At 62.0% G+C, this 26,823-nt stretch carries 27 protein-coding genes; 17 read left to right on the forward strand and 10 right to left on the reverse strand.

Annotated elements, in window-relative coordinates:
- The first annotated feature begins 42 nt into the window (after positions 1 to 42).
- Together ACEW8Q_RS16980 and ACEW8Q_RS16985 are read left to right on the forward strand one after the other, a co-directional pair.
- Positions 43 to 864 carry a UDP-2,3-diacylglucosamine diphosphatase gene (locus ACEW8Q_RS16980; protein WP_373505238.1) on the forward strand — a complete coding sequence of 274 codons (822 nt, stop codon included), beginning with the start codon at positions 43 to 45 and terminating at the stop codon, positions 862 to 864.
- Positions 821 to 1,879 (forward strand): glycosyltransferase family 4 protein, encoded by a 1,059-nt coding sequence (locus ACEW8Q_RS16985; RefSeq protein ID WP_373505239.1) that lies wholly within the window; start codon positions 821 to 823, stop codon positions 1,877 to 1,879. Before ACEW8Q_RS16980 ends, ACEW8Q_RS16985 begins: the two co-directional genes overlap by 44 nt.
- A 38-nt stretch (positions 1,880 to 1,917) precedes the next feature.
- Here the strand turns inward: ACEW8Q_RS16985 and ACEW8Q_RS16990 are convergent, their stop codons facing one another.
- Positions 1,918 to 3,114 carry a Gfo/Idh/MocA family protein gene (locus ACEW8Q_RS16990; protein WP_373505240.1) on the reverse strand — a complete coding sequence of 399 codons (1,197 nt, stop codon included), beginning with the start codon at positions 3,112 to 3,114 and terminating at the stop codon, positions 1,918 to 1,920.
- A 143-nt stretch (positions 3,115 to 3,257) separates the two neighbouring features.
- Here ACEW8Q_RS16990 and ACEW8Q_RS16995 point away from each other — a divergent pair, with 143 nt between their 5' ends.
- From ACEW8Q_RS16995 to dhaK, 7 genes are all read left to right on the forward strand, one after another.
- Complete coding sequence (locus ACEW8Q_RS16995; protein WP_373505241.1) at positions 3,258 to 4,034, forward strand: hypothetical protein; 777 nt, start codon at positions 3,258 to 3,260, stop codon at positions 4,032 to 4,034.
- 113 nt (positions 4,035 to 4,147) lie between these two features.
- Positions 4,148 to 4,750 (forward strand): dihydroxyacetone kinase subunit DhaL, encoded by a 603-nt coding sequence (gene dhaL / locus ACEW8Q_RS17000; protein ID WP_373505242.1) that lies wholly within the window; start codon positions 4,148 to 4,150, stop codon positions 4,748 to 4,750.
- The gene (gene dhaM / locus ACEW8Q_RS17005) at positions 4,747 to 5,133 is read left to right on the forward strand and encodes a dihydroxyacetone kinase phosphoryl donor subunit DhaM (protein WP_373505243.1); all 387 of its coding nucleotides are present in this window, start codon (positions 4,747 to 4,749) and stop codon (positions 5,131 to 5,133) included. The genes dhaL and dhaM overlap by 4 nt, the downstream gene beginning before the upstream one ends.
- Entirely contained in the window at positions 5,130 to 5,423 is a 294-nt protein-coding gene (locus tag ACEW8Q_RS17010) for an HPr family phosphocarrier protein (RefSeq protein WP_373505244.1), read from the forward strand. Before dhaM ends, ACEW8Q_RS17010 begins: the two co-directional genes overlap by 4 nt.
- Positions 5,413 to 6,996, forward strand: coding sequence for a phosphoenolpyruvate--protein phosphotransferase (ptsP, locus tag ACEW8Q_RS17015; protein WP_373505245.1), 1,584 nt, complete (start codon positions 5,413 to 5,415; stop codon positions 6,994 to 6,996). Before ACEW8Q_RS17010 ends, ptsP begins: the two co-directional genes overlap by 11 nt.
- A 2-nt stretch (positions 6,997 to 6,998) precedes the next feature.
- Positions 6,999 to 7,451 (forward strand): hypothetical protein, encoded by a 453-nt coding sequence (locus ACEW8Q_RS17020; protein ID WP_373505246.1) that lies wholly within the window; start codon positions 6,999 to 7,001, stop codon positions 7,449 to 7,451.
- Positions 7,448 to 8,431, forward strand: coding sequence for a dihydroxyacetone kinase subunit DhaK (gene dhaK, locus ACEW8Q_RS17025; protein WP_373505247.1), 984 nt, complete (start codon positions 7,448 to 7,450; stop codon positions 8,429 to 8,431). The genes ACEW8Q_RS17020 and dhaK overlap by 4 nt, the downstream gene beginning before the upstream one ends.
- 3 nt (positions 8,432 to 8,434) lie before the next feature.
- Here dhaK and ACEW8Q_RS17030 read toward each other — a convergent pair whose 3' ends face one another.
- Positions 8,435 to 9,829 carry an aspartate ammonia-lyase gene (locus ACEW8Q_RS17030; protein ID WP_373505248.1) on the reverse strand — a complete coding sequence of 465 codons (1,395 nt, stop codon included), beginning with the start codon at positions 9,827 to 9,829 and terminating at the stop codon, positions 8,435 to 8,437.
- Between the two features lie 161 nt (positions 9,830 to 9,990).
- Here ACEW8Q_RS17030 and ACEW8Q_RS17035 point away from each other — a divergent pair, with 161 nt between their 5' ends.
- A complete protein-coding gene (locus ACEW8Q_RS17035) occupies positions 9,991 to 11,088 on the forward strand; it encodes a TRAP transporter substrate-binding protein (RefSeq protein WP_373505249.1) in 1,098 nt (365 codons plus the stop codon).
- A 56-nt stretch (positions 11,089 to 11,144) separates the two neighbouring features.
- Here the strand turns inward: ACEW8Q_RS17035 and ACEW8Q_RS17040 are convergent, their stop codons facing one another.
- Both ACEW8Q_RS17040 and ACEW8Q_RS17045 read right to left on the reverse strand, forming a co-directional pair.
- Positions 11,145 to 12,818, reverse strand: a complete 1,674-nt coding sequence (locus ACEW8Q_RS17040) for a TRAP transporter large permease subunit (protein ID WP_373505250.1) — start codon at positions 12,816 to 12,818, stop codon at positions 11,145 to 11,147.
- On the reverse strand, positions 12,815 to 13,513 hold the full coding sequence (locus ACEW8Q_RS17045) for a TRAP transporter small permease subunit (RefSeq protein WP_373505251.1): 699 nt from the start codon (positions 13,511 to 13,513) through the stop codon (positions 12,815 to 12,817). The genes ACEW8Q_RS17040 and ACEW8Q_RS17045 overlap by 4 nt, the downstream gene beginning before the upstream one ends.
- On the opposite strand from ACEW8Q_RS17045, the gene ACEW8Q_RS17050 reads away from it, so the two are divergent.
- The gene (locus ACEW8Q_RS17050; RefSeq protein WP_373505252.1) at positions 13,512 to 13,970 is read left to right on the forward strand and encodes an MmcB family DNA repair protein; all 459 of its coding nucleotides are present in this window, start codon (positions 13,512 to 13,514) and stop codon (positions 13,968 to 13,970) included. The genes ACEW8Q_RS17045 and ACEW8Q_RS17050 overlap by 2 nt on opposite strands.
- On the opposite strand, the gene ACEW8Q_RS17055 is transcribed toward ACEW8Q_RS17050, so the two are convergent.
- From ACEW8Q_RS17055 to ACEW8Q_RS17065, 3 genes are all read right to left on the reverse strand, one after another.
- On the reverse strand, positions 13,967 to 14,644 hold the full coding sequence (locus ACEW8Q_RS17055; RefSeq protein WP_373505253.1) for a hypothetical protein: 678 nt from the start codon (positions 14,642 to 14,644) through the stop codon (positions 13,967 to 13,969). The genes ACEW8Q_RS17050 and ACEW8Q_RS17055 overlap by 4 nt on opposite strands.
- Before the next feature lie 98 nt (positions 14,645 to 14,742).
- Positions 14,743 to 15,288, reverse strand: a complete 546-nt coding sequence (locus ACEW8Q_RS17060; RefSeq protein WP_373505254.1) for an ActR/PrrA/RegA family redox response regulator transcription factor — start codon at positions 15,286 to 15,288, stop codon at positions 14,743 to 14,745.
- Between the two features lie 88 nt (positions 15,289 to 15,376).
- Complete coding sequence (locus ACEW8Q_RS17065; RefSeq protein WP_373505255.1) at positions 15,377 to 16,726, reverse strand: ActS/PrrB/RegB family redox-sensitive histidine kinase; 1,350 nt, start codon at positions 16,724 to 16,726, stop codon at positions 15,377 to 15,379.
- A gap of 80 nt (positions 16,727 to 16,806) precedes the next feature.
- Here ACEW8Q_RS17065 and ACEW8Q_RS17070 point away from each other — a divergent pair, with 80 nt between their 5' ends.
- The 3 genes from ACEW8Q_RS17070 to ACEW8Q_RS17080 all read left to right on the forward strand — a co-directional run bounded on the left by ACEW8Q_RS17070 (position 16,807) and on the right by ACEW8Q_RS17080 (position 19,463).
- Complete coding sequence (locus ACEW8Q_RS17070; protein ID WP_373505256.1) at positions 16,807 to 17,412, forward strand: SCO family protein; 606 nt, start codon at positions 16,807 to 16,809, stop codon at positions 17,410 to 17,412.
- A gap of 76 nt (positions 17,413 to 17,488) precedes the next feature.
- On the forward strand, positions 17,489 to 18,766 hold the full coding sequence (locus ACEW8Q_RS17075; protein ID WP_373505257.1) for a polyhydroxyalkanoate depolymerase: 1,278 nt from the start codon (positions 17,489 to 17,491) through the stop codon (positions 18,764 to 18,766).
- Complete coding sequence (locus ACEW8Q_RS17080) at positions 18,714 to 19,463, forward strand: M48 family metallopeptidase (protein ID WP_373505258.1); 750 nt, start codon at positions 18,714 to 18,716, stop codon at positions 19,461 to 19,463. The genes ACEW8Q_RS17075 and ACEW8Q_RS17080 overlap by 53 nt, the downstream gene beginning before the upstream one ends.
- Positions 19,464 to 19,467: 4 nt before the next feature.
- Here the strand turns inward: ACEW8Q_RS17080 and ACEW8Q_RS17085 are convergent, their stop codons facing one another.
- Both ACEW8Q_RS17085 and ACEW8Q_RS17090 read right to left on the reverse strand, forming a co-directional pair.
- Positions 19,468 to 21,588, reverse strand: a complete 2,121-nt coding sequence (locus tag ACEW8Q_RS17085) for a transglycosylase domain-containing protein (RefSeq protein ID WP_373505259.1) — start codon at positions 21,586 to 21,588, stop codon at positions 19,468 to 19,470.
- A 133-nt stretch (positions 21,589 to 21,721) separates the two neighbouring features.
- Positions 21,722 to 23,257, reverse strand: a complete 1,536-nt coding sequence (locus ACEW8Q_RS17090; protein WP_373505260.1) for a UxaA family hydrolase — start codon at positions 23,255 to 23,257, stop codon at positions 21,722 to 21,724.
- 60 nt (positions 23,258 to 23,317) lie between these two features.
- On the opposite strand from ACEW8Q_RS17090, the gene ACEW8Q_RS17095 reads away from it, so the two are divergent.
- Genes ACEW8Q_RS17095 through ACEW8Q_RS17105 form a run of 3 tightly spaced genes read left to right on the forward strand, consistent with a single transcriptional unit; the run spans position 23,318 to position 26,018 of the window.
- Positions 23,318 to 24,052: a GntR family transcriptional regulator gene (locus ACEW8Q_RS17095; protein ID WP_373505261.1), complete on the forward strand. Its 735-nt coding sequence runs from the start codon at positions 23,318 to 23,320 to the stop codon at positions 24,050 to 24,052.
- A complete protein-coding gene (locus ACEW8Q_RS17100; protein ID WP_373505262.1) occupies positions 24,049 to 25,083 on the forward strand; it encodes an aldo/keto reductase in 1,035 nt (344 codons plus the stop codon). Before ACEW8Q_RS17095 ends, ACEW8Q_RS17100 begins: the two co-directional genes overlap by 4 nt.
- Entirely contained in the window at positions 25,080 to 26,018 is a 939-nt protein-coding gene (locus ACEW8Q_RS17105) for a 3-hydroxyacyl-CoA dehydrogenase (RefSeq protein ID WP_373505263.1), read from the forward strand. The genes ACEW8Q_RS17100 and ACEW8Q_RS17105 overlap by 4 nt, the downstream gene beginning before the upstream one ends.
- Here ACEW8Q_RS17105 and ACEW8Q_RS17110 read toward each other — a convergent pair.
- The coding region (locus ACEW8Q_RS17110; protein WP_373505264.1) for an alpha/beta fold hydrolase at positions 26,019 to 26,823 on the reverse strand (805 nt) is incomplete at its 5' end. It abuts the gene before it with no gap.

A 26,823-nucleotide genomic window follows, 5' to 3' on the forward strand; every position in this document is an offset into this window, starting at 1 on the left:
AGTCAGACTTAAGGACGGCAGTTGCCACAAGGCAGATGCCACATGCTTTCACCCTCTCTGCCGCCGCGGCATTACCGCTCGATCTTCATCTCCGATATTCACCTTGGCACAAAGCGCGCGCAGACGGCAAAGCTGCTCGACTTCCTGAAGGCCACGGAGTCCGACCAGCTCTATATCGTAGGCGACTTCATCGACAGCTGGTCGTTGCGCAAGGCGTGGCACTGGGACCAGCTTCACAACGACGTTATCCAGAAGCTTCTGCGCAAGGCGCGCAAGGGGACGAAGCTCGTCTACATTCCGGGAAACCATGACGAGAACTTCCGCCACTTCGTGAACCTCAGGTTCGGCCGTGTCGCCGTCTTGCGCGAGACGGTTCATGTTGCCGCGAATGGCAAGCGCTACCTGGTGCTGCACGGCGACAAGTTCGACGGCGTGGTCCGCTTCGCACCCTGGCTCGCGAAACTTGGCGACACTGCATATGAGTTCTCGATGAGCCTCAATGCCGGGGTCAATCGCGTGCGGCGCCTGTTCCGGCTGCCCTACTGGTCGCTGTCGGCCTTCCTGAAATACCGGGTGAAGAAGGCCGTCGAGTTTATCTCGCATTTCGAGGACGCGGTGGTGCGGGAGGCGCGCATGCGGAACTGCCAGGGCGTCATCTGCGGTCACATCCACACGCCCGACGACCGCGACATCGACGGGATCCACTACCTCAACGATGGCGACTGGGTAGAGAGCTGCACGGCACTCGTCGAGCACGCGAACGGCTCTTTCGAAATCATCGACTGGAATTCACCGGAACTCGAGCAGGCGGAGACAGACCATGCGCATCCTGATCGTGACCGACGCCTGGTTGCCGCAGGTTAACGGGGTTGTTCGCACGCTGAACGCCGTCATCCGCGAGCTGGTGTCAAAAGGCCACGACGTCCACACCATCAATCCCGAGGGCAGGCCGTCGCGGCCGTTGCCATTCTACCGGGAAATCTCGCTCACACGGATCACAGCCGGCGAGATCAGCGCCGAAATCGCGCGCGTGAGGCCCGATGCGATCCATATCGCCACCGAGGGCCCGCTCGGCTGGGCGGCCCGGCGGGCGTGCCTGAGAGACGGGCTGAAGTTCACGACCGGCTTTCACACCCGCTTTGCGGAATATGCGGCGAAGCGCCTGCCCGTTCCCGGCGTGCTCAGCCTTGGGTGGGAGGTGCTGCGGCGCTTTCATGCCCCGAGCGAGGCCGTGATGGTGCCGACGAAATCGATCGGTACCGAACTTGACCGCCGGAAGTTCAGGAATGTGAGGATCTGGACACGCGGCGTCGACCGCGCGCAGTTCCGCGACTATCCGCGCGACCATCTCGACCTTCCGCGCCCCATCGTTCTCTATGCCGGCCGCCTTGCCATCGAAAAGGGTATCGACGACTTCATGGCGCTGAAGGTCAAGGGCAGCAAGGTGCTGGTGGGGGATGGGCCGGAGCGCGAGCGGCTGGAGCGGCTCAATCCATCGGCTCATTTTCTCGGGTTCCGGCATGGCGAGGATTATGCGCGGACCCTCGCCTCCGCCGATGTGATGGTATTCCCCAGCCGCACCGACACGTTCGGCCTCGTGATGCTGGAAGCCATGGCCTGCGGCACGCCCGTTGCAGCCTACAACGCCCCGAGTCCCCTCGATGTGGTCGAGGATGGCGTGACCGGATGCATTGCCGGCAGCCTCGAAGAGGCGGTCGAACGCGCGCAGAAGCTCGACCGCAGGACGGTTTCCGAAGGCTCACGGCACTTCACGTGGGAAAAGTGCGCCGACATGTTCGAGTCATGGCTGGTGCCATGCGGGGGCTTCCCCGACAGAAAGCCGCTGGCCACTGGCGAACACGCCATTCACCTGCGCTGAGTCCGCAAGGGCCGGGTTGTCGCTTAGGGATCAGGCCGTCAGGGATCGATCCAGCAATCCGTCCACACGCCGCCCGCATCGTGGCTGTCGGCACAGGCCTCGATGAACTTCACGCCGCGCGAGCCATCCTCCGCGCCGGTCAGCTCCAGCAAGCCGGCCGGCAGTTCGATTCCATCCCGGCGCGCCGCGATGGCGATGGCAAGCTCGGTATAGAGATTGCCCCAGGCGTCGGTCAGCGCTTCGCCGTGACCGCGCGGGAGATGCGCCAGCCTCTGGGCGGCAGGTAGCATGCCGGCGCCATGACCGCGCACGATGACCTGTTCGGGCGCATTCAGCCGGTTGAACCTGAGGTGCTCGGGGAACTCCTGGTTCCACTCGAGGCCACCCTCGAGGCCATAGATGCGGACCCTGAGACCGCAATAGTTGCCCGGTGCGGCCTGGGTGATCCAGATGGAACCCGGTGCGCCGTTCCCGAGCCTCAGGTTCATGAAGGACGTGTCCTCCATCGGCTTCGGTGCGCCGCAGACATGGAAATCGGCGCGGACCTGGGTGACGGGCTGGCTGGTCACATAATGCAGCATGTGAAAGGCATGGGTGCCGATGTCGCCCGTGGCGGATGCACGGCCCACCTTCCGGGGGTCAAGCCGCCAGGCCGCACCCTTGGAGCCTGGGTCTCCGGGGCCCGTGGCCCAGTCCTGCGCATACTCAACAAGGACCTGCCGCACCTCGCCGATGGCGCCCGCCAGCACCATGTGCCGCATCTGGCGGACCATGGCGTGAAACGTATAGGGATAGGTCAGACCGAGGAAGACGCCAGTTTTGCGGCTGATGCGGACGAGGTCGATGGCATCTTCCAGCGTGGTCGTCATCGGCTTGTCGAGGATCACGTCGATGCCGGCCCTCATGAAGGCCGAGGCGGCTTCGTGATGGTTCCAGTTGGGCGTGCAGATGGTGACGGCATCGATGCCGTCGGCACGCGCGGCTTCCGCTTCGGCCATGGCGTGGAAGTCGGCATAGGCGCGATCGGGCGCGATCCCCCAGTCGACAGCAGAAACGCGTGCGTTCTCCGGGTTGGAGGAGAGGGCGCCTGCGACAATGTCCCAGCGATTCGAAAGGCGCACACCGGAGGCATGCCATTCGCCGACAAGTCCGCCGCGGCCGCCACCGACAAAACCGAGCCGCAAACGGCGGCTGGGCGGGGGATACTTCGCATCGTCGGTTCCAAACACGGACATGAACGGGATTCCTCCTTTGCGCGGAAGCCAAGCACAGGCTGGATCATATTGCGAGTGCCGACAGGCTGTAGCGTTATCCGGCCCCGGCCGTTCCTGCCGTTCAGCTTGAAACCGGCGGCGAACACGCGGTAGGCTCGCAACCCATGGACATCAACATCACATATGCGCGGCCTGACGACGATGGACCCCGGTCAGGACCTGTCAAGGTGGGCTGGCTCTTGAACGAAGACAAGGGCGGCATCCTTTTCGACCCGCCCGAGCGCGTGCGCTCGGCGGACATGAACAAGCAGCACGCCAAGTCAGCCTCGCGCTGCCCGGCCGTCATCAATCTCGAGAGCCGCTACTTCTCGATTGCCTGCCCCTATGACATGCGGCTGGGCTTCGTCCGTGGTGCCAAGGGTGAGGCGGGGCTTCGCAACATGCTGGGCGACAGCAGCCCGGTGCGCGGCAACAAGCTGGGGAACGTCATTCACATGGTTCCCGAGCAGGAGTGGCGCTACCCCGGTAGACCGACGATCCAGATGTCGCTGCCCTATGTGTTCATCACTGACGAACCCGTCTACCTGAACCAGGTTGCGCCGTTCATGCATTACCGGCCCGATCCGATGCCGGGCACGATCTTCGGCGGGCGCTTCCCGATCAACCTGTGGCCGCGTCCGCTGATGTGGGCCTTCGAATGGCATGACACGTCGAAGGAACTGGTCCTCACACGGGGCGAGCCGCTGTTCTACTGCATGTTCGAGACGATGCCGCAGGACCGTCCGGTGGTGATGATGGAGGCCGAGCGCACGCCCGAACTGGAAAATTACATTCAGCTGATCTCGGGCGCGGTGAACTACGTCAACCAGACCTTCTCGCTGTTCAAGGCCGCGGAAGAACGCCGGCCGGCAACATTGCTGACGCCGAAGCGGCGGAGCTAGGACGCCCGCTCCATTAGTTGGCGCACGCTTTCGCACCTGCGAAGCTGGGCGCTTGCATGTTTAGCGATGCTGTGTTTAGTAATTCAAATTACTAAACACAGGACGGCACCGGCATGGCCCCTCCCCTGCAAGCATTGATCGACACTGTCGCGGCGCGGATCATCGCCGCTTCCGAAGATCTGACAACGCTCGATTCCGCCATCGGCGATGCCGACCACGGCCTGAACATGAAGCGCGGCTTCGAGGCGGTGTTGGCCGACAAGGCGAACATCCTTGCGAAGCCCCTGCCCGAGGCCCTGAAAGCTCTGGGCATGACGCTGGTGATGAAGGTGGGCGGCGCCTCGGGCCCGCTCTATGGTACACTTTTCATGACGCTCGGCAAGGAACTCCCCGCGGAGCCCACGCTTGACGATCTTGCTCGTGCACTCTCAGCGGCGGTCGAAGCCCTGAAGGCGCGCGGCAAGGCGGATTTCAACAACAAGACCATGCTCGACGTTCTGGGGCCGGTCGCCGTGCATCTCTCCTCCGGCCAGGCAACTTTTGCGAGCGTTCGCGCGCTGGCAGCGGAAAGTGCACAAGCCACCGTGCCCATGAAGGCCATCCGCGGCCGCGCGTCGTTCCTTGGCGAGCGTTCCATCGGACATATGGATCCCGGCTCGCGGTCGAGCCAGATCATCATCGAATCCGTCTGCGAGGTTCTGGAGGGCACGGCATGACCGTCGGGATCGTCATCGTTTCGCATTCACCCGATGTGGCGAAGGGTGCCGCCGACATGGTGCGCCAGATGGTGGGCAGCGAGGTGCCGCTCGGCTTCTGCGGCGGCAACCCCGATGGCGGGCTTGGCACCAGCGTGGAAAAGATCATGGCGGCCATCGATGCCGCATGGTCGGAGGATGGCGTAGCCATTCTCGTCGACCTCGGCGGGGCCGAGACCAACAGCGAAATGGCGATCGAGATGCTGCCCGAGGAGCGGCAGTCCAAGATCGTGATCTGCAATGCGCCCGTGGTGGAGGGTGCAGTAATGGCGGCAACCGAGGCCTGGGGCGGCGGGTCGCTCGCCGATGTGAAGCGCACGGCAGAGGAGTTGTCGCCGCAATGAGCGAGATGGTTTCAGGATCGGTGGTCATCACCCATGATGTGGGACTCCACGCGCGGCCTTCAGTGAAGCTGACCAAGGTGGCGAAGGGATTTTCCGCGACCATCGAGATTGCGGGCAGCGAGGCCGGTCCCTGGATCGATGCCAAGAGCATCGTGAAAGTGATGGCGATGAAGGCGAAGCAGCATTCCACCCTGTTCGTGCGAGCCTCCGGCACCGACGCCACGGCAGCACTAGACGCGGTGCTCGGTCTTGTCACGCGTGACTTCGACGAAGCGGGCAATGGGCACTGAGATCAGGGGCATCGCTGCATCCGATGGGCTCTATCTGGGGCCGGTGCGGCACCTGTCGGGTCAGGCGGCCCAGCGTGCTGGATCGGGCTATCCTCACACAGAGCGCGAAGCACTGAAGGACGCGCTCGCCCTGTCCATCGCGGAACTCTCGGACCTGATGGCACGCGTGGACGGCGAGGCGCAGGACATTCTCGGTTTTCAGGTGGCGATGCTTGAGGATGATGCGCTGTCGGCACCGGCGTTGATGGCGATCGATTCCGGAGTGGTGGCCGACCAGGCATGGGCCGCAGCGCTCAATAGCGAGATCGCGGGTTACGAGGCCTCCGACGATGATTATTTCCGCGCACGTGCGGCTGACCTGAAGGACATGCGTGACCGCGTATTGCGGCATCTGTCGGGCGCTGAGGCGGTGCAATCCGCAGAGGGCGCCGTACTGGTGGGTGAGGACATCGCGCCCACGGCATTTCTGGAGACCGACTGGAGCAAGGGCGGAGCCATCGCGCTCGGGGGCGGCAGCGCCACAAGCCATGTGGCGATGCTGGCGCGGGCACGCGGCATTGCCATGGTGGTTGGTCTCGGCGCGACTGTGCTGCATGAGGCGGCGACGCTGATCGTCGACGGGACGAAGGGCGTGGTGATCGCCGATCCCGATACGGATGCCCTGTCGCGCCATGCCGAAGATTTCGCGAAGCTCCGTGACGCGCAGGCCATTGAAAATCAATTCCGGCTCCTGCCCGCACGGCGGAACGACGGCAGCCGGATCGAGCTTCTCGTCAACGTGGCGGGAATCGAGGAACTGGACCATCTCGATGTGAAGACCTGCGATGGCATCGGGCTGATGCGATCGGAATTCCTGTTCCGTGATGGAGCACCCCTTCCCGGAGAGGACGAACAGTACAGTGCCTATAAGCGCTTTCTCGAATGGGCCGAGGGACGGCCTGTCACGATCCGCACGCTCGACATTGGTGGCGACAAGCCGGTGCGCGGATTGACGCCCGAAGGCGAGTCCAATCCCTTCCTTGGCCTTCGCGGCGTGCGGCTGACGCTGGCGCGTGAAGACGTGTTCCGCATGCAATTGCGCGCACTCGCAAGGGCATCGGTCCATGGCCGCCTCAAGGTGATGATTCCCATGGTCACGGTGCCGGATGAACTTGTGCGAAGCGCAGCGCTTCTCGCCTCCTGCGTAGCGGAGCTTCAAGCGGAAGGCATTGCCTGCAGCAGGCCGCCCTTGGGTATCATGGTGGAAGTTCCCGCCGTAGCGGTGACGCCGGAACTTTTCGCCGATGCTGCTTTCTTCTCCATCGGGTCAAACGATCTCACGCAGTATGTGACGGCCTCATCGCGCGATGACGGACGAGTGGCTGCCCTCAACGATTGCGGGCACCCGGCCGTAGGGAGGCTGATCGCGTCCGTTGCCCGCTTCGGCCGCGAGAATGGCATTCCGGTCAGTCTCTGCGGCGACATGGCAAGCGATGTTCGGCACCTGAAGACGCTGCTGGATGCGGGCCTCACCTCGCTCTCGGTTGCGCCTTCGCGGGTAGCGCGGATCAAGGCTGCTCTGGCGGAGATGTGAGCATGGCGCAGGTTTCAACGAGCGAGAAGGTTCCGCACGACGAGGTCGCCGCCTACAAGCGGATGCTGGCGGAGATCATCGAGCGCAGGCCTTCGGGCACGCGGCAGCGGCTCGCCACTGCACTTGCCAAGAACCGCAGCTTCGTGAGCCAGATCACCAATCCGGCTTACGCCACGCCCATTCCGGCGAACCATCTGGCACAGATCTTCGAGGTTTGCCATTTCTCAGCGCCAGAGCGGCGCGAATTCACCAGGCTCTATGCGGCAGCGCACCCGAAGAAGGTGCTGCGCGAAACACAACAACGCCCGATGCTTGCGGTGCAGTTGCCCGATCTTGGCGACGACGACCGCAACAGGAAACTGCATGGACTGGTCAGCGGCTTCGTGCGCCAGATTGCCAAGCTGATCGACGAAGACAGAAACGACGACAAATTGGGAGAAGGGAAACGGCGATGAAGAAGCTCATCAATGACGTGGCGAATGTGCTCACCGAAAGCCTGGACGGTTTCGTGGCCGCGCATTCCGACATCGTGTCCCTCGGGGCCGAGCACAAGTTCGTGCAGCGCAAGGTGCTGAAGCCCGGCAAGGTGGCGCTGCTTTCGGGTGGCGGATCAGGCCATGAGCCGCTGCATGCGGGCTTCGTCGGCCATGGCATGCTCGATGCCGCCTGCCCCGGCCAGGTATTCACATCGCCCACGCCTGACCAGATGATCGCGGCGGCGGAAGCCGTCGATACCGGTGCGGGCGTGCTCTTCATCGTCAAGAACTACGAAGGCGACCTGATGAATTTCGAGATGGCGCGCGAGATGGCGGGACGCAACATCGAGACTGTCATCACCGATGACGATGTCGCGGTCGAAAACTCACTCTACACCACGGGCCGCCGTGGCGTTGCGGGAACGCTCGTTGTGGAGAAGGTTGTGGGGGCCGCGGCGGAACAAGGCGCTGACCTCGGGTTCCTGAAGGAGCTGGGCGACAAGGTGAACAAGGCGACGCGCTCGATGGGCGTGGCGCTGACGAGCTGCACGGTGCCTGCCGCCGGCAAGCCGACGTTCGACATCGGCGACACCGAAATGGAGATGGGTGTGGGCATACACGGCGAGCCGGGACGGCGTCGTGTGACGGTGCGGAGTGCTGACGAAATCGCCGAGGAAATGGTGGCCGCCATCGCAGGCGACCTCGGCCGGAAGGGGGATGCGCTGCTCTTCGTCAATGGTTTCGGCGGAACGCCTGCGATGGAGCTTTATCTGATGTATCACGCGGCCCAGAAGCAATTGGCGAAGCACGGCATCAGGCCGGTGCGCTCGCTGGTCGGCGATTATGTCACCTCGCTCGACATGGCGGGCTGTTCGATTACCGTCACCATGATCGATGACGAGATTGCCAGGGGCTGGGACGCGCCGGTCCACACGCCGTCGCTGCGCTGGGGCATGTAGGACTCAGCGATTGCCCAGAAGGTTGGTGGTGGAAAAGGCCTCCTCGAGTTGGGCTTCCGTCATCAACCCCTCGGCAAGGGCGACGTCGCGAATGCTGCGGCGGCTCTTCAAGGCTTCCTTCGCCACGCGGCTGGCTTCGGCATAGCCGAGATAAGGGTTGAGGGCCGTCACGGTGACGAGCGAGCCTTCGAGCAATTCACGGCAACGTTCGCGGTCAGCTTCGATCCCGACGATGCATCTTTCGCGCAAGACCGTCATGCCATTGATGAGCATCCGCATGGACTGCAGGATGTTCAGCACGATGACAGGCTCCATGGCATTCAACTGGAGCTGGCCCGCCTCGGCTGCCAGGGTCACGGTCAGGTCGTTGCCGATCACCTGATAGGCGATCTGATTGACCACCTCGGGAATCACCGGATTTACCTTGCCCGGCATGATGGACGACCCGGCCTGGACGGCGGGTAACCTGATCTCGCCGAAGCCTGCGCGCGGGCCCGAGTTGAGCAGGCGGAGATCGTTGCAGATTTTCGAGAGTTTCACCGCGATGCGCTTCAGGACACCTGAGAAGGTGATGAACGCGCCCAGGTCCGACGTCGCCTCGATCAGGTCGAAGGCGGGCACGAGCGGTATCCCCGAGACTTCCGCCAGATGGCGAATGACACGCTCCGAATAGCCGCCGGGCGTGTTGATGCCGGTGCCGATCGCCGTGCCGCCGAGATTGACCTCGCGCAGGAGAGCCGCGAATTCCTTGAGGCGCTCTATGTCCTCACCGATGGTCACCGCAAAGGCGCGGAACTCGGAGCCCAGCCGCATCGGCACCGCATCCATCAGCTGGGTGCGGCCAACCTTGATGACATCGTCGAACTCCACAGCCTTCGCCATCAACGCATCCTTTAGGAGGCGCTGGCACTCGATCAGTTCGGGACAGGCGCGCAGCACGGTGAGGCGCACGGACGTCGGATAGACGTCGTTCGTGGATTGCGACAGGTTCACGTGGTCGTTGGGATTGACCAGTGCATAGTCGCCGCGCCGATGGCCCAGAAGTTTCAGCGCGATATTGGCGATGACCTCGTTGGCATTCATGTTGGTGGAGGTGCCGGCACCACCTTGCAGCATGTCGACCACGAACTGCTCGTGATGATCGCCCGCGATGAGGAGATCGCAGGCCGAAATGATGGCGGAGGCAATCTCGGGCTTCAGGGAGGCCAGTTCGCGGTTGGCGATGGCAGCCGCCTTTTTCACCATGGCGAGCGATTCGATGAATTCCGGATAGTGCGACAGGTGGATGCCGGTGATTGGAAAATTCTCGGCTGCACGCGCGGTGTGGATCCCGTAGTCGGCATCCGCCGGGATTGCCATTTCACCGATTGAGTCCCGCTCGATACGTGACTTTGGCATAAGAGACCTCATCGTTAGTTCACTTCTATATTAAACCAATTGCGGGCATGCGCAGAGAGATTGCCGAGAGTATTTCTTTCCGTATAGTGCTGAACTAGGGAGATCGGGCCACCCGGAAGCATTACAAAATGACAAAGGCCTGGAGCCAAAGAGGAGAAACAATGGATCGCCGCAAATTCATCCGGTCGGCCGGCGTAGCCGCCGCCACAGTGCCTGCCCTTGCCGCACCCGCCATCGCCCAGTCGTCGCCCGAGCTCAAATGGCGCATGACATCGAGCTTCCCCAAGGCGCTCGACACCATCTACGGCGCTGCCGAGACTTTCTCGAAGTATGTGGCGGAAGCCACCGACAACAAGTTCCAGATCCAGGTGTTTCCGGCGGGTGAAATCGCGCCGGGCCTTGAAGCCGCCAACGAGGTGGGCAAGGGCTCGATCGAGATGTGCCATACCGCCAGTTACTACTACTGGGGCAAGGACCCGACATATGCCATGGCGACAGCCGTGCCCTTCGGCCTCAACGCCCGCCAGCAGAATGGCTGGATGTATTATGGCGGCGGTATCGAACTCATGAACGAGTTCTACGCCACCCAGAATCTCATCGGCTTTCCATGCGGGAATACAGGCGCACAGATGGGCGGCTGGTTCCGCAAGGAAATCAAGTCGCTGGCGGACCTGCAGGGCGTGAAGATGCGCATCGGCGGATTCGGCGGAAAGGTCATATCCAAGATCGGTGTCGTGCCGCAGCAGATTCCCGGCGGTGAAATCTATCCGGCTCTTGAAAAGGGCACGATCGACGCCGCTGAATGGGTGGGGCCTTATGACGACGAGAAACTCGGCTTCTACAAGGTCGCCAAGTATTACTACTATCCCGGCTGGTGGGAAGGCGGTGCCATGCTGCACACCATGGTGAACTCCGCCAAGTGGGCGGAACTGCCGAAGCTGTATCAGGACATCATCAGGACGGCCTCGCAAGCGGCCAATAGCGACATGATGGCCAGCTACGATGCCAAGAACCCGATTGCGATCCGCAAGCTGGTGGCAGGCGGTGCCGTTCTCCGGCCCTTCCCGCAGGATGTGCTGGAGGCATGCTTCGCCGCCGCGAACGAGACCTATGCCGAGATCAGCGGCACCAATGCGGCGTTCAAGAAGATCTATGATTCGATGGTGGCTTTCCGCGCCGATGCCTATCTCTGGCAGCAGGTTTCGGAGGCGACGTTCGACAACTTCATGATGGGGCTGCAGCGCAAGAAGCAGCTCTGAGCCGCAAGGCCGGACTACGGAAATCGAAAAGGGCCCCTTCGGGGGCCCTTTTTGTATCAGTCGAAGGATGGTGGCGGAGGAACGCCGCTGTCAGTTCCACCATCGGTGCCCCCTCCGCCCAGGTCAGGTCCTAGGATCTCGATGTCAATCGTGCTGGGATCGACCTGCGGGCCTTCGTCGGTGATGGAGAGCCCGGGGAACATCACGATCACGGCGATCATGATCGCCTGCAGGATGATGAAGTGCACCGCGCCTTTGTAGATCTGGGTGGTTTCGATTCCTGCGATCTTTCCGCCCGTCACCTTGTCGATGTAGGCCTTCACCGGGGCCACGGAGCGCATGTAGAACAGCGCGAAGCCGAAGGGCGGGGTGAGGAAACTGGTCTGCAGGTTGACCCCGAGAATCACCCCAAACCAGACGAGATCGATGCCGAGCTTGGCCGCCACGGGTGCGAGCAGCGGCACCACGATGAAGGCGATCTCGAAGAAGTCGATGAAGCAGCCGAGAATGAAAACGAGCACGTTGACTGCGATGAGGAACCCCCAGGCGCCGCCCGGAATTCCCAGAAACAGTTCCTCCACCCACACATGGCCGTTGATGCCGTAGAAGGTGAGCGAGAAGATGCGGCTGCCGATGAGGATGAAGAGCACGAAGCAGGACAGCCGCGTGGTCGCCTCCAGCGCCTCGCTGAGAAGCCCAAAGCTCAGGCGACGGCGCGCGATGGCCATGGCGAGCGCACCCGCAGCGCCCATGGCGCCGCCTTCTGTAGGGGTCGCGACCCCCAGAAAGATGGTGCCGAGAACGAGGAAGATGAGGGCGAGCGGTGGTACGAGGACGATGACGACACGCTGTGCCAGGTCCGACAGATAACCCAGGCTGAACTTCTTGTCAGAAAAGGCGAAGAGATAGGCAAGGACGACTGCGATGGTGGCGGCCCAGATGGCCGCGCCATTCTCGATGCGCGGCAGTAAAAGCAGATAGCAAGCGACCGCAATTGCCAGCGCGGCCACCATGAGGACCAGGAGAGGAAACGCACTTCCCCTCAGCGTGCGCGCGGCAAGCGGCAGGGCTGGCACCTTCTGCGGTTGCAGGATGGAGATGACGAGTACGTAGGCGCAATAGAGTGCCGTGAGGATCAGGCCGGGAATGAGCGCGCCTGAATACATGTCGCCCACGGAACGGCCAAGCTGGTCGGCCAGCACGATGAGCACGAGGGAGGGCGGGATGATCTGGGCCAGTGTACCCGAGGCCGCGATGACACCGGTGGCGAGCGGCCTGTCATATCCATAACGGAGCATGATGGGCAGCGAGATGAGGCCCATGGCGATGACCGAGGCGGCGACGACGCCCGTCGTGGCCGCCAGAAGCGCGCCGACGAGAATGACCGCATAGGCCAGGCCACCCCGGATGGGCCCGAAGAGCTGGCCCACCGTATCGAGCAGGTCTTCCGCCATTCCGGATTTCTCGAGAATGATTCCCATGAATGTGAAGAAAGGAATGGCGAGTAGTGTATCGTTCCGCATCACATCGAGCACGCGGCCCGGCAAGGTCTGCAATAGCGGCCAGGAGAGCGAAATCTCGTTCGAGTAGGGCGACAGTTCGACCGCGATGAAAAAGAAGAAGAGGCCATTGGCGGCCAACGCGAAGGCGACCGGATAGCCCAGCAGAAGGAAGGCGATGAGCGCCAGGAACATGATCGGCGCGAGATTGTGGGCAATGAGGTCGATCATTCGTTGTGGCCTCCCGAGGGAGCCGTGTCGGAAGGCGAATGCCCATGAACGGTCTCGGCAGCAGGATCGGCAATGATGCCCATCAGCACCGCAGAGCGCTTGATGATTTCTGAGATCATCTGGAAAAAGAGGAGAAGAAACCCTGCAAAAACGAGGAACTTAGCGGGCCAGACCGGCAGGCCGCCTGCATTGTTGGAATTCTCGCCCTCCATAAAGCTGTCAACGAAATAGGGAGCTGAAAGCCAGATGAGGATAAGGGTGATGGGTGCCAGCATGAAGATGTGCCCCAGGAGATCGATCACATCACGCGCGGTCTTGGAGATGCGGCTGGAGATGACATCGATCCGCACATGTGCATTTTTCTGGAGCGTGTAGGCGGCAGCCAGCATAAAGACGGCGCCGAAGAGCAGCCATTGCAACTCCAGCCAGGCATTGGAACTGGTGTCGAAGGTTTTTCGAATGATGGCATTGGCCGCCGAGACGATGACCGCGACCAGAATGAGCCAGCGGACTTGTACTCCAACGAAGCGCGTTACCGCGTCAATGCCGCGGCTGATGGCAAGCAAGGCTCCCATCGTCCCTCTCCCCTGACACGCCGTTGACCGGCGCAATTGTCTCGACGCGCCGTTGACCGGCGCAATGATTATGGAGCAGAGATTAGGGTCAGGACGGCAACACGAACAAGAGGCAATCATGCCCCTGCAACTTAAATCCGACGGACGCCAGTCAGACACGGCGCTGATGATCCAGCGTGGTGTGGGACGCCTGTTGCGCGCTGCGAGATTTGCCGTGCTCCCAGAGTTCACGCTCGCCACCGGGCGGCGGGCAGATCTGATCGGCCTCAACGGCAGCGGCGAAATCTGGATCGTGGAGATCAAATCCTCGATCGAGGATTACCGCTGCGACACCAAGTGGCCGGAATACCGCGATTATTGCGACCGTCTGTTCTTCGCCATTCCCGCCACCATGGAACCCGACATCATGCCCCCGGATACCGGACTGATCATGGCGGATGCCTGGGGTGCCGACATCTTGCGGCAGGCCGAGGCCATGGCGCTTCACGCTTCACGCCGAAAGGCCGTGACCCTGGCCTTCGCCAGGGCCGCGGCTCTGCGGCTTCATGGGCTCTACGATCCGATGGCGGCCGTTTAGGCTGGTTCAAGTTCCCTGGCAGGCTTGTAGATGTTCTCACCCAGCGGATCGAACCCCTCGTCGTTGACCTTGATGTAGAGCACGGACGTTCCGCGCGGGCGAATGCGCTCGTGATAGATCGCAGATCCGAGGAACACAATCATGTCGCCCATCTCCTCGTGGAGGGGCATGGCGTCTGGCGAGTTGTAGATGCCTTCCAGGCCAGGATGGTCCTGCGGCGTCATGAAGACGGCGCGCTCGTTTTCGTTGGGCGCCCGGTCAAGGGTGGGGAACATGCAGACGCTGGTTTCGGGGCCGAGGAAGATCGGCAGGCCGATCGAAAACTTGGAAGCGCCGCGGTCCTTGTGCGGGGCTGGGTAGTCCGGCGCATCGTCCTCATATTGCTTGAGGTGGCGCTCCGAGATGGTGAAGCCATTCTCATTGAGGCCGGTCAGGCCTGCGAGTTCCTGACGAAAGCGCTCCGCGATCATCTGGTCGGGAAAATCATATAGGAACTGGTGTTTCTTGCCGCCAATACGCCACTGGCCATACTCGGCCACCTGTCCGGATTTCGAGCGCTCCAGAAACGCCTGGAGGGATGCCATGAAGCTGTCCGAGAGGATGTCCTTCAGCAGGACGTAGCCATCCTTTTCCAACTGTTCACGATAGGCACCGAGGTCGCGCTTGAAGGGCATGGAACTGTCTCCGTTTCGCTGTCTGCTGAAAACGGTGCAATCGCCATGCCTCACCTTACAAAACTGTAAGGTCAGCGTGCGGTACGGTTAATGAAGCGTTACTTTGGCGCTCGCTTGGCGAGGATGCGCTGGAGAGTGCGGCGGTGCATGTTGAGGCGGCGAGCCGTCTCGGACACATTGCGGTTGCAGAGTTCGTAGACGCGCTGGATATGTTCCCAGCGCACGCGGTCAGCCGACATCGGGTTGTCGGGCAAGGCAGCCCGGTTATCGGTATCGCCCACCAGTGCGCCATAGACGGCATCGGCATCGGCGGGCTTTGCCAGGTAGTCAATGGCGCCCAGCTTCACAGCCGTCACGGCGGTGGCAATGTTGCCATAGCCCGTAAGCACCACGGCGCGCGCATCCGGCCTTGCCTGATGCAGCGCCTCGATCACGTCAAGGCCGTTGCCGTCGCCCAGCCGCAAGTCGACCACGGCGAAGGAGGGCGCCGAGCGTTTCACATGCGCTACACCTTCCGCCACGGATTCAGCCACCAGCACTTCGAAGCCGCGCGTTTCCATGGCGCGGGCGAGACGGGTGACGAAAGGCTTGTCGTCATCGACGAGCAGCAGTGTCTTCTCGGCGGGAAGGGCGGCGATTGTCATCCAGGGGTGACCTGTCCAGCTGTTTCAACAGAACCTCAGGGCTCTCTAGACCCTTAAAGCCGACTGTTCAATGACTTCACTTACGTGCTCAAGCCTTGCCAAGATCAACAAGGTAGCGCGGCCACACGACATGGACGACCGCGCCATGTTCGGGTGCCGGGCGATTGGCGAGCGAAACCGAGGCGCCGGAGCGTTCGAGCAAGGTCTTCGCGATGAAGAATCCGAGGCCCATGCCCTCGTGGCGGCCGGGCTCGCCTGTGTCTTCTCCGTAGCCTGGCCTCGTGGTCACGAAGGGATCGCCGAGGCGATCGAAGATGTTTTCGTGGAAGCCCGGTCCATCATCCCGGACGGTGAGTGAGACCTGAGCGGGGGTCCAGCGCGCATCGACTTCGACTCTCGTCTCGGCGAAGTCGACGGCATTCTCGAGAAGATTTCCGAGCCCGTAGGTGATGCCGGGATTTCGCTTCAGAACCGGTTCGTTCTCCTGCGCCTTTTCGTCGGTATCGGCCGAGCTCGTCACCGCGATAACCACGTCTGAGCCGCGGAGCGGCGCAATGAGATCCTCGACCATGACGAGGATTTTCGTGCGCTGATACATCTCGTCGGTCTGGGCCTCGCGGTTCGAAAGTCTCGCGAGGATTTCGCGGCAGCGCGCCGTCTGGCTGATGAGGAGGTCGATATCCTCCGTATGCGGACCTTTTGCCGGCAGTTCGCGCTTCAGCTCCTTCGCCACAAGGGCGATCGTCGCCAGCGGCGTTCCCAGCTCATGGGCGGCGGCGGCGGCGAGGCCATCCAGGGCGGACAGGCGCTGCTCCCGGGCCAGCACCATCTCGGTAGCGGAAAGAGCCGTCGACATCTGGCGCGCCTCGTCGGCGATGCGGCGGGCATAGATGGCGGAGAACACCACGCCGCAGATGATGGCCGCCCACATTCCGGCGATATAAACCTCCGGCAGTTCGAGTCTTTCACCAGGAAGCCAGGGAAGCGGGTAGTGCTTGAAGGCGAGGAATGTGGCGCAGGCAAAGGCCATGAGGCCGAGCCAGAGCGTCCAGCGCATCGTCAGCGAAGTCGCCGAGATCGTCACTGGCACCAGGAACAGGAAGGAGAAAGGATTTTCCAGGCCGCCCGTGAGATAGAGCAGCACGGCCAGCTGCATCACGTCATAGACGAGAAGAAGGCCCGCATGGGTTTCATGCAGCCGGACGCTCTTTCTCCAGCGGATGGTGAGAAAGATGTTGAGCCAGGCGCTGAGCGCTATAGCGCCGAGGCAGAGGCCGAGCGGCACTGGAAAGCCCAGCACGAAATGGACGCCCAGCACGGCGCCCGCCTGGCCCACAATGGCCAGCCAGCGCAGGCGCACGAGGGTTCTCAGGCGCAGCATTCCGATCTCCACATCGCTGGAGATTAGCTGCGGATAGCTCATGAGCTCGAGAGACATGCGGTAATCGGTAACGTCCGTTTGTGTTGAGCTATTCCCAGTCTAGGCCTATCTCCCTCAGGAAAGGAAGTGGAAGCCAGATGCCGCGCCGTTCGATCCTCCTGTTTGCAGTGCTCGTTCTCGCCATCGCGATGGGTGTGGGCGCCTATGCCCTCTTTGCCCAGAGATCCGGTGGCGCCGGTGGCGGTGGAACGCCGCTCAACGGTGGGCCTTTCAGCCTCATCGACCAGAATCGCAAGCGAGTGACCGAGAAGGATTTCCTCGGCCAATACATGCTGGTGTTCTTTGGCTACACCTATTGCCCCGACATCTGCCCTACCGAACTGCAGGTGATGACTGCGGCAATCGATCAGATGGGGCCTGCCGGGGACAGGATCACACCGGTTTTCATATCAATCGACCCAGAACGCGATACTCCGGAGGTGCTGAGGGCCTACGTTGAGAATTTTGGGCCACGCCTCGTGGGACTCACGGGAAGCGCTGAGAGGATCGCTGACGTGGCGAAGGCGTATCGCGTGTACTATGCGAAAGCAAGCAATTCCGGCCCCTGGGACTATCTCATGGATCATTCCAGCATCATCTACCTGATGGGGCCGGATGGACGTTACGTGAAGCATTTCACCTATACGGCAGATGCGCCCGGACTGGCACGGGACTTAAAGGCCGCGCTAACCGTTTCCCCCTAAAGTCGAAGGAAATGACGGGTTGCTCCGTTCCGGCGGAGTTGCTAGCGTCCGGTGTTAATTTTGGGGGCAAAGGCTTGTGCTTTATTATTTCTACGAAATGAACCACGCTGCCCTGGCGCCGTGGCGCGCCGTGGCGGATGCTGGACTGAACTTCTGGAGAAATCCTGCCAATCCCCTTTCGGGAACGCAGCTTGGCCGCTCCTGCGCCGCGTCGATCGAAATGTTCGAGCGGACGACACGCCGCTACGGCAAGCCTGAGTTCGGCATCACCGACACGATCGTCGATGACGATCTCATCGCCATCGAAGAACAGATCGCGCTGACGAAACCTTTCTGCAAGCTTCTCAATTTCAAGAAGCTCATCGAGGGCAAGCAGCGCCCACAGCACAAGCTTCTGATCGTGGCACCGATGTCCGGCCACTATTCGACGTTGCTGCGCGGCACAGTCGAGGCGATGCTGCCGCACTATGACGTGTCCATCACCGACTGGGTCGATGCGCGCACAGTTCCGGCTCTCGAAGGCACCTTCGATCTCGATGACTACGTGGACTACGTGGCCTACTTCCTGCGCCACCTGGGACCCGACACAAGCGTCATGGCCGTGTGCCAGCCCTCCGTTCCGGTGATGGCGGCAGTGTCGCTGATGAATGCCGCGAAGGACCCTTGCGCGCCCAAGACCATGATCCTGATGGGCGGCCCCATCGATACCCGCCGCAACCCGACAGCGGTGAACAACCTGGCCCAGGAGAAGGGCTCCGACTGGTTCCGCAACAATGTCATCATGAAGGTGCCGGCACCCCATGCCGGCATGATGCGCGACGTCTATCCAGGCTTCCTGCAACTCGGGGGTTTCATGACCATGAACCTCGACCGCCATCTCGATGCCCATCGCGAGCTGTTCTGGCATCTCGTCGAAGGCGACGGCGATTCTGCCGAGAAGCACCGCGAATTCTATGACGAGTACATGTCGGTGATGGACCTCACCGCGGAATTCTACCTGCAGACGGTGGAGAAGGTCTTCGTCAACCATGACCTGCCCAAGGGAACGCTGACACACCGCAACGCGCTCGTCGATCCGTCAAAGATCACTCAGACGGCCCTGATGACGATCGAAGGCGAACGCGACGACATTTCCGGCGTGGGCCAGACGCAAGCGGCACAGGATCTCTGCACAAACCTTGCCAAGGATAAGAAGCTGCACCATTTGCAGCAGGGCGTGGGACATTATGGCGTGTTCAACGGATCTCGATTCCGCAAAGAAATCGTACCGCGAATCGTCGAGTTCGTGAATAAGAACGCTCATGATCGGACTGCTTCGAAGCCTGCAGCGGGCGGTCGCGCCAAAACCGCTTGAACCTTCGCGAATCCAGATAGGCGGCGACATCCTCGACGTGGTGTTTCGCCGCCACGCGCAGGCGCGCCGCCTCGTGCTGCGGCTCAGCACCAGCGGCACCGCCGTGATGGTGACGGTGCCGAAGGGCGTCTCGCGCGCGAAGGCGCTCGAATTCACCGAACGCTCGCGAAGCTGGATCGAACAGCACGTCCGGAGCCGTGGCAGCAGCATCCATCTTCGTCCCGGCCATGCCATTCCCTTCAGGGGCCTCACGCACGAGATCGTCCATGTCGACAGCCGCCGCGGCACGGTCGCGGCCGATTCCGAACGGGGCGTGATCCATGTTCCCGGTGACAGCGCCCATGTGCAACGCCGCTTGCTGGATTGGCTGAAGGCATCCGCGCGTGCCGATCTGGCAAGGGCTTCGGACCGCTATGCGAAGCTCATGGGCGTGAAATTCCGGCGCATCAGCATCCGCGACCAGCGGACCCGCTGGGGATCATGTACCGCGGCGGGCGACCTCTCCTACTCGTGGCGGCTCATTCTCACGCCGGACTATGTTCTCGACTATGTCGCCGCCCACGAGGTGGCACACTTGAAGCACCTCGACCACAGCCAGCGGTTCTGGCGGCTGGTTCTGACCCATTGTCCGGATGCCGTCAGGGCCAAGAAATGGCTGAAAGCGCACGGGCATGACGTGCACCGCGTGGTCGTCTAGACCGTCAGCGCTCTTCCTGCGCCCGCTTCGTCCGCTCGGCCGCCGTAAGGGTGGTGCGCTTGCGCTGGGGTTCGGCCTGCGTCTTCTTCTTGCTGCCAAAAAGGCTGTCGAAGAACCCGCCGTTCTGGGAGCGGGGAGGTGGAACACTGTCGCCTGACCCCTCCTGCACGTCCACCTGCGTGATGGTGGAAGGCACGCCGGCGATCACTTGCGAATCGCCCGGCAGGGGCCTCGGCGTGAGGTTCCGGTGGGCCGGCTCCATGACATCGTGCCAGATCTCGGCCGGGATCAGGCCACCCGTAACCTTCTTTGTCGGTGAATTGTCGTCGTTGCCGACCCAGACGCCGGCGATGAGTTCGCTCGTGTAGCCGACGAACCAGGCATCGCGGTAGTCCTGGCTGGTGCCGGTCTTGCCAGCGATCTCGAAGCCCTCGAAGGAAGCACGGTTGCCGGTGCCGTCGGTGACGACGGCCTGCATCATGCGGTTCATGCCACCGAGGTCAGAGGGCGTGATGGCCCTGGGGAAACCAGAACCGTTACGCTCGTAGACCACCTTGCCGTCGCGGGTGAGAATTCGCGTCACGGCAAAGGGCACCACGGGATAGCCACCGTTGGAGAAGGGCACGAAGGCCGACGTCATTTCGAGGAGGCTTACTTCGGACGTGCCAAGCGCTATGGAGGCATCGGTACCGAGCTTGGAGGTGATGCCGAGCCGATGCGCGACGGCCACCATGTTTTCGGGGCCGACCTGCATCACGAGTTTTGCGGCAACCGTGTTCAGCGAGAGAGCAAGGGCTGTCTCGAGCGTCACGGGGCCAAGATATTTCTTGCGGTAGTTCTCGGGGCTCCAGTTGCCGATCCGAACTGGTTCGTCGACTTCGATCGTGTCGGGAGTGAAACCCTGTTCCAGCGCGGCGAGATAGAGGAAGGGCTTGAACGCCGAGCCCGGCTGACGCTTGGCCTTGGTGGCGCGGTTGAACTGGCTGCGCTTGTAGGATTTGCCGCCGACCATGGCACGGACGGCGCCGGTGCCGTCGAGTACCACCATGGCACCCTCGGAGGCCGCGAGTTTTGCACCCTCGGTGTTGAGGCGCTTGCGGAGCGAAGTCTCCGCCTGGGATTGAAGCTGCGGATCGATGGTGGTTTCGATCACCAGCGATTGTTCGTAGTCCTTGACGAACTCTGGAAGCTGCTCGCCGACCCAGTCGACGATGTACTGCTTGGCGGGAACATAGGAGCTGGCTTTCAGTTCCGCCGGATGGTCCGCCAGTTCGGCGGCCTCGCCGCTGGTGATGAAGCCGGCATCGGCCATGCTCTGGATGACGAGCCTGGCGCGATCGGCGGCGGCTTGCGGGTTGGCGGCGGGATTGTTGGCGCTGGGCGCCTTGAGAACGCCGGCCAGCGTCGCCGCCTCGGTGATCGTGAGTTCGGAAGCCGGCTTCTGGTAATAGGTGCGGGCCGCCTTCTCGATGCCAGTGGCGCCCGAGCCGAAATAGACCCGGTTGAGATAGAGTTGGAGGATTTCGTCCTTGGTGAACTTCGTCTCGAGCCAGACCGCCAGCACCACTTCCTGAAGCTTGCGCTCGATGGTGCGGTCGGGACTGAGGAAGAGATTCTTGGCGAGCTGCTGGGTGAGGGTTGAACCGCCCTGCACGAGTCGGCCCGCGCGATAGTTGATATAGAAGGCGCGGATCAAGCCTATGGGATCGACGCCATAGTGGCTGCGGAAGCGGCGGTCCTCGATGGCGATGACGGCATTCGGCACATAGCTCGGAAGATCGGCGAGGCGGGCTTCGTCGCCGTTGAATGCGCCTTGCTCGGCCAGCACGGTGCCATCCGATGCGAGAATCATGATCCCGGGTTCGCGGTCCGGAATCTTGAGCAGGCCATTCTCGTTCAGGGTGACCCAGATGTAGCCGAAAATCGCGGCCAGCCCGACGGCGCCGAAAAAGGCCAGCATGAATCCAAAACGGATGAGGCGTCCGAAAAACGACCGGCGGCGGGTGCTCTTTTGAGAACTGTTGGTCCGGGAGCTACCCTTGCGCTCGCGTCCGCGGCCCGAGAAGAGCTGCGGTTCGACGCGCTGCTTTCCGCGGCTCACCTTCTTCGAGCGGAAAAGGCCCATCTCACCCCGGTTCTCCCATTCCCCGGAGGCTACCTAGCAGTTCCCGCTTTACGCATCGTGAACCGCCCTGGCCGGGGCCAGAACTGCTTTCACTTGGAATCATGGTGCAATGATGACTGGAGGCCCGGAGGCCTCACATCATCGCGCCGACGTGCCAGGGAACATATTCGTTGTCGCCATAGCCCAGGTCTTCGGACTTGGTGTGCTGGCCGGAGGCGACCTTCAGCATCATGTCGAAGATCTGCTGGCCCTTCTCCTGGATCGAGACGCCGTCGAGAATGTCGCCGCAGTTGATGTCCATGTCGTCGATCATGCGATGGTAGATGTCGGAGTTGGTGGCGAGCTTGATCGAGGGCACCGGCTTGCATCCGTAAGCCGAGCCTCGTCCCGTGGTGAAGCACAGGAGATTGGCGCCGCCCGCGACCTGGCCCGTGGCCGCCACCGGATCGTAGCCGGGCGTATCCATGAAGACGAAGCCCTTGCCAGTGACCGGCTCTGCATAGCGATAGACGTGACGGAGCGTGGTGGTGCCGCCCTTCGCCGCCGCGCCGAGCGATTTTTCGAGAATGGTTGTAAGGCCGCCCAGCTTGTTGCCCGGAGACGGATTGTTGTTCATCTCCATGTTGTTGCGCTGCGTGTAGTCTTCCCACCACTTGATGATGTCGACGAGCTTCTCGCCCACTTCGCGGCTCGCGGCGCGGCGCGTGAGAAGGTGCTCGGCGCCATATATTTCAGGTGTCTCGGAGAGAATGCCGGTGCCGCCGTGCCTCACCAGAATATCGACCGCTGCGCCGAGTGCCGGATTTGCAGTGATGCCGGAATAGCCATCGGAGCCGCCGCATTGCAGCGCCACGATGAGCTCGGAGGCATGGCAGGTCTCACGCTTCACGTTGTTCACGTACGGCAGCATTTCCTTGATGGCCGCAACACCGGCGGCGACTGTCTTTCTTGTGCCGCCAGTTTCCTGGATCGTCATTGTACGGAAGAGTTCGCTCTCGGTAACATTATAGGCTTCCTTGAATCGCGGAATCTGGAAGCCCTCGCAGCCGAGGCCCACCATGAGGACACCGCCCATGTTGGGGTTGGTGGCATAGCCCCATGCCGTGCGCTTCAGGATGTCGAAAATGGCACCGCGATAATCGACGACGCAGCCATTGTCCATCTTGAGCGCCACCACGCCGTCGATGTTGGGATAGTCGTTCAACATGCCCGACCGCTTCACTTCCTCCGCGATGAAGCCCGCCACCGTGGCCGAACAATTCACCGAGGTGAGGACGCCGATGTAGTTGCGGGTGCCAACCTTGCCGTTGGCGCGGCGAAGGCCCTGGAAAGTGGCCTGCTTGTCGAGCGGCAGGATGTCCTCGGGCTTGGCTTCCTGGGCATAGGCATAGTCGCGGGCGAAATCATGCATGCCGGTGTTGTGTTCGTGGATCCAGGTTCCCTTGGGAATGTCCTGCTTGGCGAAACCGATGATCTGGCCGAACTTCCGGATGGCATCACCTGACTTGATGTCGGTCGAGGCCATCTTGTGGCCTTTGCCGATGCGGTCCAGCGCGGTGATGCCCTCAGGAGCGACCGTTCCCTTGTCGACGGTGTCGATGGCCACCAGGACATTGTCCTCGGGCGTGAGGCGAAGCATGCGGGGCACTTTCGGCACGGTGGCGATCATGGGTGTCTCTCTTTTCGTTGCAGGGCTTGCCAGCCTCGTGAATCTGACTAACATGTTAGCATGTCAGTTGCCGCCGTCACCTATGATTTTCTGTCTCCGGGCCGGGCGGCGGCCAAGGGAGGCGCGACGGCACGGGTCCATACGGCGCTCCGCGAAGCCATCGTGCAGCTGGACCTGAAGCCGGGCGAATTCCTCGACAAGCAGGCGATCGCCACAAGGCTGGGCGTCTCACGGTTTCCGGTCGGCGAGGCCATGAACCGGCTGGCCACGGAAGGGCTCGTCGACATCATTCCCCAGAGCGGGTCTCGCGTTGCGCTCATCAAGATTTCCGATGCGCGCGAAAACATGTTCCTCAGGCGCGCGCTGGAAGTCGAGACGGCACGGACGGTTGCGTCCACCGCAGCGCCCGGGCTTGTGGAACAATTGCTCAGCAATCTCCGCTACCAGGAGGCGGCCATCGACACCGGCGACATGAATGGCTTTCATGGCTTCGATCTCGCCTTCCATGCGGCCCTGCAGGGTCAACTCGGTTTCGAGCGCGTGCGCATGGCGACCGAGACCGCGCGGCTCAGCCTTGACCGCGTGCGGCGAATGCTGAACACCAGGCGTCGGATGGAGCTCACCCTCAACGAGCATCAGGCCATCGTTGCCGCCATCGAGTTGCGGGATGGCGATCAGGCTGCCCGCGCCATGAACGACCATCTTGAAGCTGTTCTGGCGGAGCTCGAATCCTTCGCCCGCGAACGGCCGGAACTTTTTGCAGATCTCAACACCACTGGAGGCACGACAAAATGAGGAAGCGCAACTTCAAGGCGCCGTCTGGCGAAACCATCAGCTTCACGGAGCTGGGTTTCGGGGCGGCACCGCTTGGCAATCTGTATCGCGCCATTGATCCGGAAGAAGCGCAGAAGACCCTGGAGGCGGCTTGGAAGGCCGGCATCCGCTACTATGACACCGCTCCACTCTATGGGTTGGGTCTTTCGGAAACGCGACTCAACCGCTTCCTTGTCGGCAAGAAGCGCAAGGACTTCGTCATCTCGACGAAAGTGGGCCGTCTTCTGGAGGTGTGCAAGCCCGAGGAACGGACAGGTATCGGCAAGTTCTTCGAGACGCCGTCGCGCAAGGAGCGCTTCGACTATACCTACGATGGCGTGATGCGGTCGCTGGAATTTTCAATGGAACGGCTTGGCGTCGATTCGATCGATATCGTGTTCGCACATGATGTGGACGTGTTCACCCACAAGTCCGAAGCGGCTCGCGATGCCCACGTGAAGACACTGATGGCGAAGAAGACGGGCGGCTACGAGGCGCTGGTGAAGCTCCGCGAGCAGAAGGTGATCAAGGCCTTCGGCGCTGGCATCAACGAGTGGCAGGTGGCCGAGACGCTGACGCGCGCCGGCGACTTCGACATCTTCCTGCTGGCGGGACGCTATACGCTGCTAGAACAGGAGGCGCTCAATTCCTTCTTGCCGCTCTGCGAGGAACGCGGCGTCGGCATCGTGCTGGGCGGGCCCTATAACTCCGGCATCCTTGCGACCGGCCCCAAGCCTGGCGCCTGGTACAATTACGATCCAGCGCCAAAGGAAATCCTCGATCGCGTCCGGAGGATCGAGGCCGTGTGCAAGGCGCACCAGGTGAAGCTGCCACAGGCGGCGCTGCGCTTCCCATTGCACCATCCGCAAGTGGTGAGTGTCATTCCTGGCGGCGTAACGCCAAAGGAAGTGGCGCTCAACGCGGCGACGATGAGCGTGAAGCTGCCGAAGGCGCTGTGGAAGGATCTCAAGGCGCAAGGATTGCTGCGGGCTGATGCACCGGTGCCGAAGTGAAGGCGACGATTGCGGGCTCGGGCCTCATCGGCAGGTCCTGGGCCATGGTGTTTGCGCGCGGCGGCCACGAGGTGGCGCTGTGGGACCAGGATCCGGCACAGGTGGACCGCGCGTTGGCCCACATCGCCCTGACATTGCCACAGATGGCAGAGGAAGGATTGATCGACGAACCGGACTCCGTCCGGAGACGGATCAAGGGCGCGACGACTCTGGGAGAAGCGCTCGACGGTTCCGGCTTCGTACAGGAAAACATCGTGGAACGAGCCGAGCCGAAACAGGCGCTGTTCGGGGAGATGGAGAGGCTCGCCAGCGCCGACTGCATCCTGTCGAGTTCGACCTCGGCGATCATGCCGTCCATCATCTTCGGCGAACTCAAGAGCCGGTCTCGCTGCCTCGTATCGCATCCCCTGAATCCACCGCATCTGGCGCCTATCGTGGAACTGTGCGGAGCGGACTTCACCTCTCCGGAGGTGCTCGAGCGCACTAGGGTCTTCATGGCGAGTTGCGGCATGTCACCCATCACGGTGAAGCGCGAGATCGAGGGCTTCATCCTGAACCGGCTACAGCTGGCCGTGCTGAACGAGGCATTCCGGTTGATCTCGGAAGACTATGTTTCGGCCGAAGACCTCGACAAGACAGTAAAGGATGGACTTGCCCTGCGCTGGAGCTTCATGGGGCCGATCGAGACCATCGATCTCAATGCGCCGGAAGGTGTGGCGGACTATCTGAAGCGCTATGGCCCAACGATCCGCCGCGTGGGCGAGAGCCAGTCTGCGGCGAAGCCATGGCCGGATTCGATTGGCGAGATTCTCGATGCCGGACGCCGCGCGGTGGTCTCGAAGGGAAAGCTCAACGATGCCACGGCCTGGCGAGACAGACGCCTGATGGCCCTCGCCGCCCACAAGCGTCTGCAGGAAGAGAAAAATCCGCTCTGATCACACGGCAGCAACCAGCGCGGCAACGGCATCCGGATCGCGCCAGTGCGGCAGGTGACTCATGCCTGGCATGATCCGGCCCGCTACGTTGAAGGGCAGGTTGAGTACATGTGTTGCCGGGATCACCGCATCGTCGCGGAGGAATACGGCCTGCACGGGACAGGTGGCTTTTGCCAATGCAGCGAGGATCGAAACCTTCTGATATCCGTCTTCGGCCAGTGAAGCTGCGATGGCCTTGAGCTGATTGCCGTGCAACGCGATGTGATCGGCAAGTCCGGACTGGGCCTCAGCTGGAACTGTTTCGCCGAGGAGGGGGATGGCCCTGTCGATGTCACCGCTTAGCATTGCGGCAACAAAGCCGCTGTTGATTTCCTCGCCGCAGCCAGCGGGCGACAGCAGCGTGAGCGAGGACAGCTTGTCGAGCAATCTCGCGGCGATAAGCGCGCCATAGGAATGGGCCACCACATGGAACTTTACCGGAGGCAGGCTGGCCGATACAGCAGATGAGACGTCATCGATGCTCGTTGCGCTGCAGGCCGTCTCGCCATGACCGGGCAGATCGAGTGCGTAGGTACGAAATCCTTGCGCCGCAAGCTTTCGTCCCAGCGTGGTGAAACTCTGTGAGTCAGCAAAGAGCCCATGGATGAGAAGCGCGTGACCCCTGGCAACGCCCTGCGCGGGCCATTCTCGGAAGAAGATTTTCCCATGCACGGTTTCAACATGATAGGTCGCACGCGCAGGACGCGCGGCAGCCGCGAGATCGGCGCGCGTGACACGCCCGTTGCGGCCAGAGCCCGCGATGTTC

This window comes from Aestuariivirga sp. (assembly GCF_041738905.1).
Lineage (GTDB): Bacteria > Pseudomonadota > Alphaproteobacteria > Rhizobiales > Aestuariivirgaceae > Aestuariivirga.

Coding starts and splice junctions, on each gene's coding strand:
- ACEW8Q_RS16980 (WP_373505238.1), top strand. CDS start 43: ATGCTTTCACCCTCTCTGCCGCCGCGGCATTACCGCTCGATCTTCATC.
- ACEW8Q_RS16985 (WP_373505239.1), top strand. CDS start 821: ATGCGCATCCTGATCGTGACCGACGCCTGGTTGCCGCAGGTTAACGGG.
- ACEW8Q_RS16990 (WP_373505240.1), bottom strand. CDS start 3,114: ATGTCCGTGTTTGGAACCGACGATGCGAAGTATCCCCCGCCCAGCCGC.
- ACEW8Q_RS16995 (WP_373505241.1), top strand. CDS start 3,258: ATGGACATCAACATCACATATGCGCGGCCTGACGACGATGGACCCCGG.
- dhaL (WP_373505242.1), top strand. CDS start 4,148: ATGGCCCCTCCCCTGCAAGCATTGATCGACACTGTCGCGGCGCGGATC.
- dhaM (WP_373505243.1), top strand. CDS start 4,747: ATGACCGTCGGGATCGTCATCGTTTCGCATTCACCCGATGTGGCGAAG.
- ACEW8Q_RS17010 (WP_373505244.1), top strand. CDS start 5,130: ATGAGCGAGATGGTTTCAGGATCGGTGGTCATCACCCATGATGTGGGA.
- ptsP (WP_373505245.1), top strand. CDS start 5,413: ATGGGCACTGAGATCAGGGGCATCGCTGCATCCGATGGGCTCTATCTG.
- ACEW8Q_RS17020 (WP_373505246.1), top strand. CDS start 6,999: ATGGCGCAGGTTTCAACGAGCGAGAAGGTTCCGCACGACGAGGTCGCC.
- dhaK (WP_373505247.1), top strand. CDS start 7,448: ATGAAGAAGCTCATCAATGACGTGGCGAATGTGCTCACCGAAAGCCTG.
- ACEW8Q_RS17030 (WP_373505248.1), bottom strand. CDS start 9,829: ATGCCAAAGTCACGTATCGAGCGGGACTCAATCGGTGAAATGGCAATC.
- ACEW8Q_RS17035 (WP_373505249.1), top strand. CDS start 9,991: ATGGATCGCCGCAAATTCATCCGGTCGGCCGGCGTAGCCGCCGCCACA.
- ACEW8Q_RS17040 (WP_373505250.1), bottom strand. CDS start 12,818: ATGATCGACCTCATTGCCCACAATCTCGCGCCGATCATGTTCCTGGCG.
- ACEW8Q_RS17050 (WP_373505252.1), top strand. CDS start 13,512: ATGCCCCTGCAACTTAAATCCGACGGACGCCAGTCAGACACGGCGCTG.
- ACEW8Q_RS17045 (WP_373505251.1), bottom strand. CDS start 13,513: ATGATTGCCTCTTGTTCGTGTTGCCGTCCTGACCCTAATCTCTGCTCC.
- ACEW8Q_RS17055 (WP_373505253.1), bottom strand. CDS start 14,644: ATGCCCTTCAAGCGCGACCTCGGTGCCTATCGTGAACAGTTGGAAAAG.
- ACEW8Q_RS17060 (WP_373505254.1), bottom strand. CDS start 15,288: ATGACAATCGCCGCCCTTCCCGCCGAGAAGACACTGCTGCTCGTCGAT.
- ACEW8Q_RS17065 (WP_373505255.1), bottom strand. CDS start 16,726: ATGTCTCTCGAGCTCATGAGCTATCCGCAGCTAATCTCCAGCGATGTG.
- ACEW8Q_RS17070 (WP_373505256.1), top strand. CDS start 16,807: ATGCCGCGCCGTTCGATCCTCCTGTTTGCAGTGCTCGTTCTCGCCATC.
- ACEW8Q_RS17080 (WP_373505258.1), top strand. CDS start 18,714: ATGATCGGACTGCTTCGAAGCCTGCAGCGGGCGGTCGCGCCAAAACCG.
- ACEW8Q_RS17085 (WP_373505259.1), bottom strand. CDS start 21,588: ATGGGCCTTTTCCGCTCGAAGAAGGTGAGCCGCGGAAAGCAGCGCGTC.
- ACEW8Q_RS17090 (WP_373505260.1), bottom strand. CDS start 23,257: ATGATCGCCACCGTGCCGAAAGTGCCCCGCATGCTTCGCCTCACGCCC.
- ACEW8Q_RS17095 (WP_373505261.1), top strand. CDS start 23,318: ATGTCAGTTGCCGCCGTCACCTATGATTTTCTGTCTCCGGGCCGGGCG.
- ACEW8Q_RS17100 (WP_373505262.1), top strand. CDS start 24,049: ATGAGGAAGCGCAACTTCAAGGCGCCGTCTGGCGAAACCATCAGCTTC.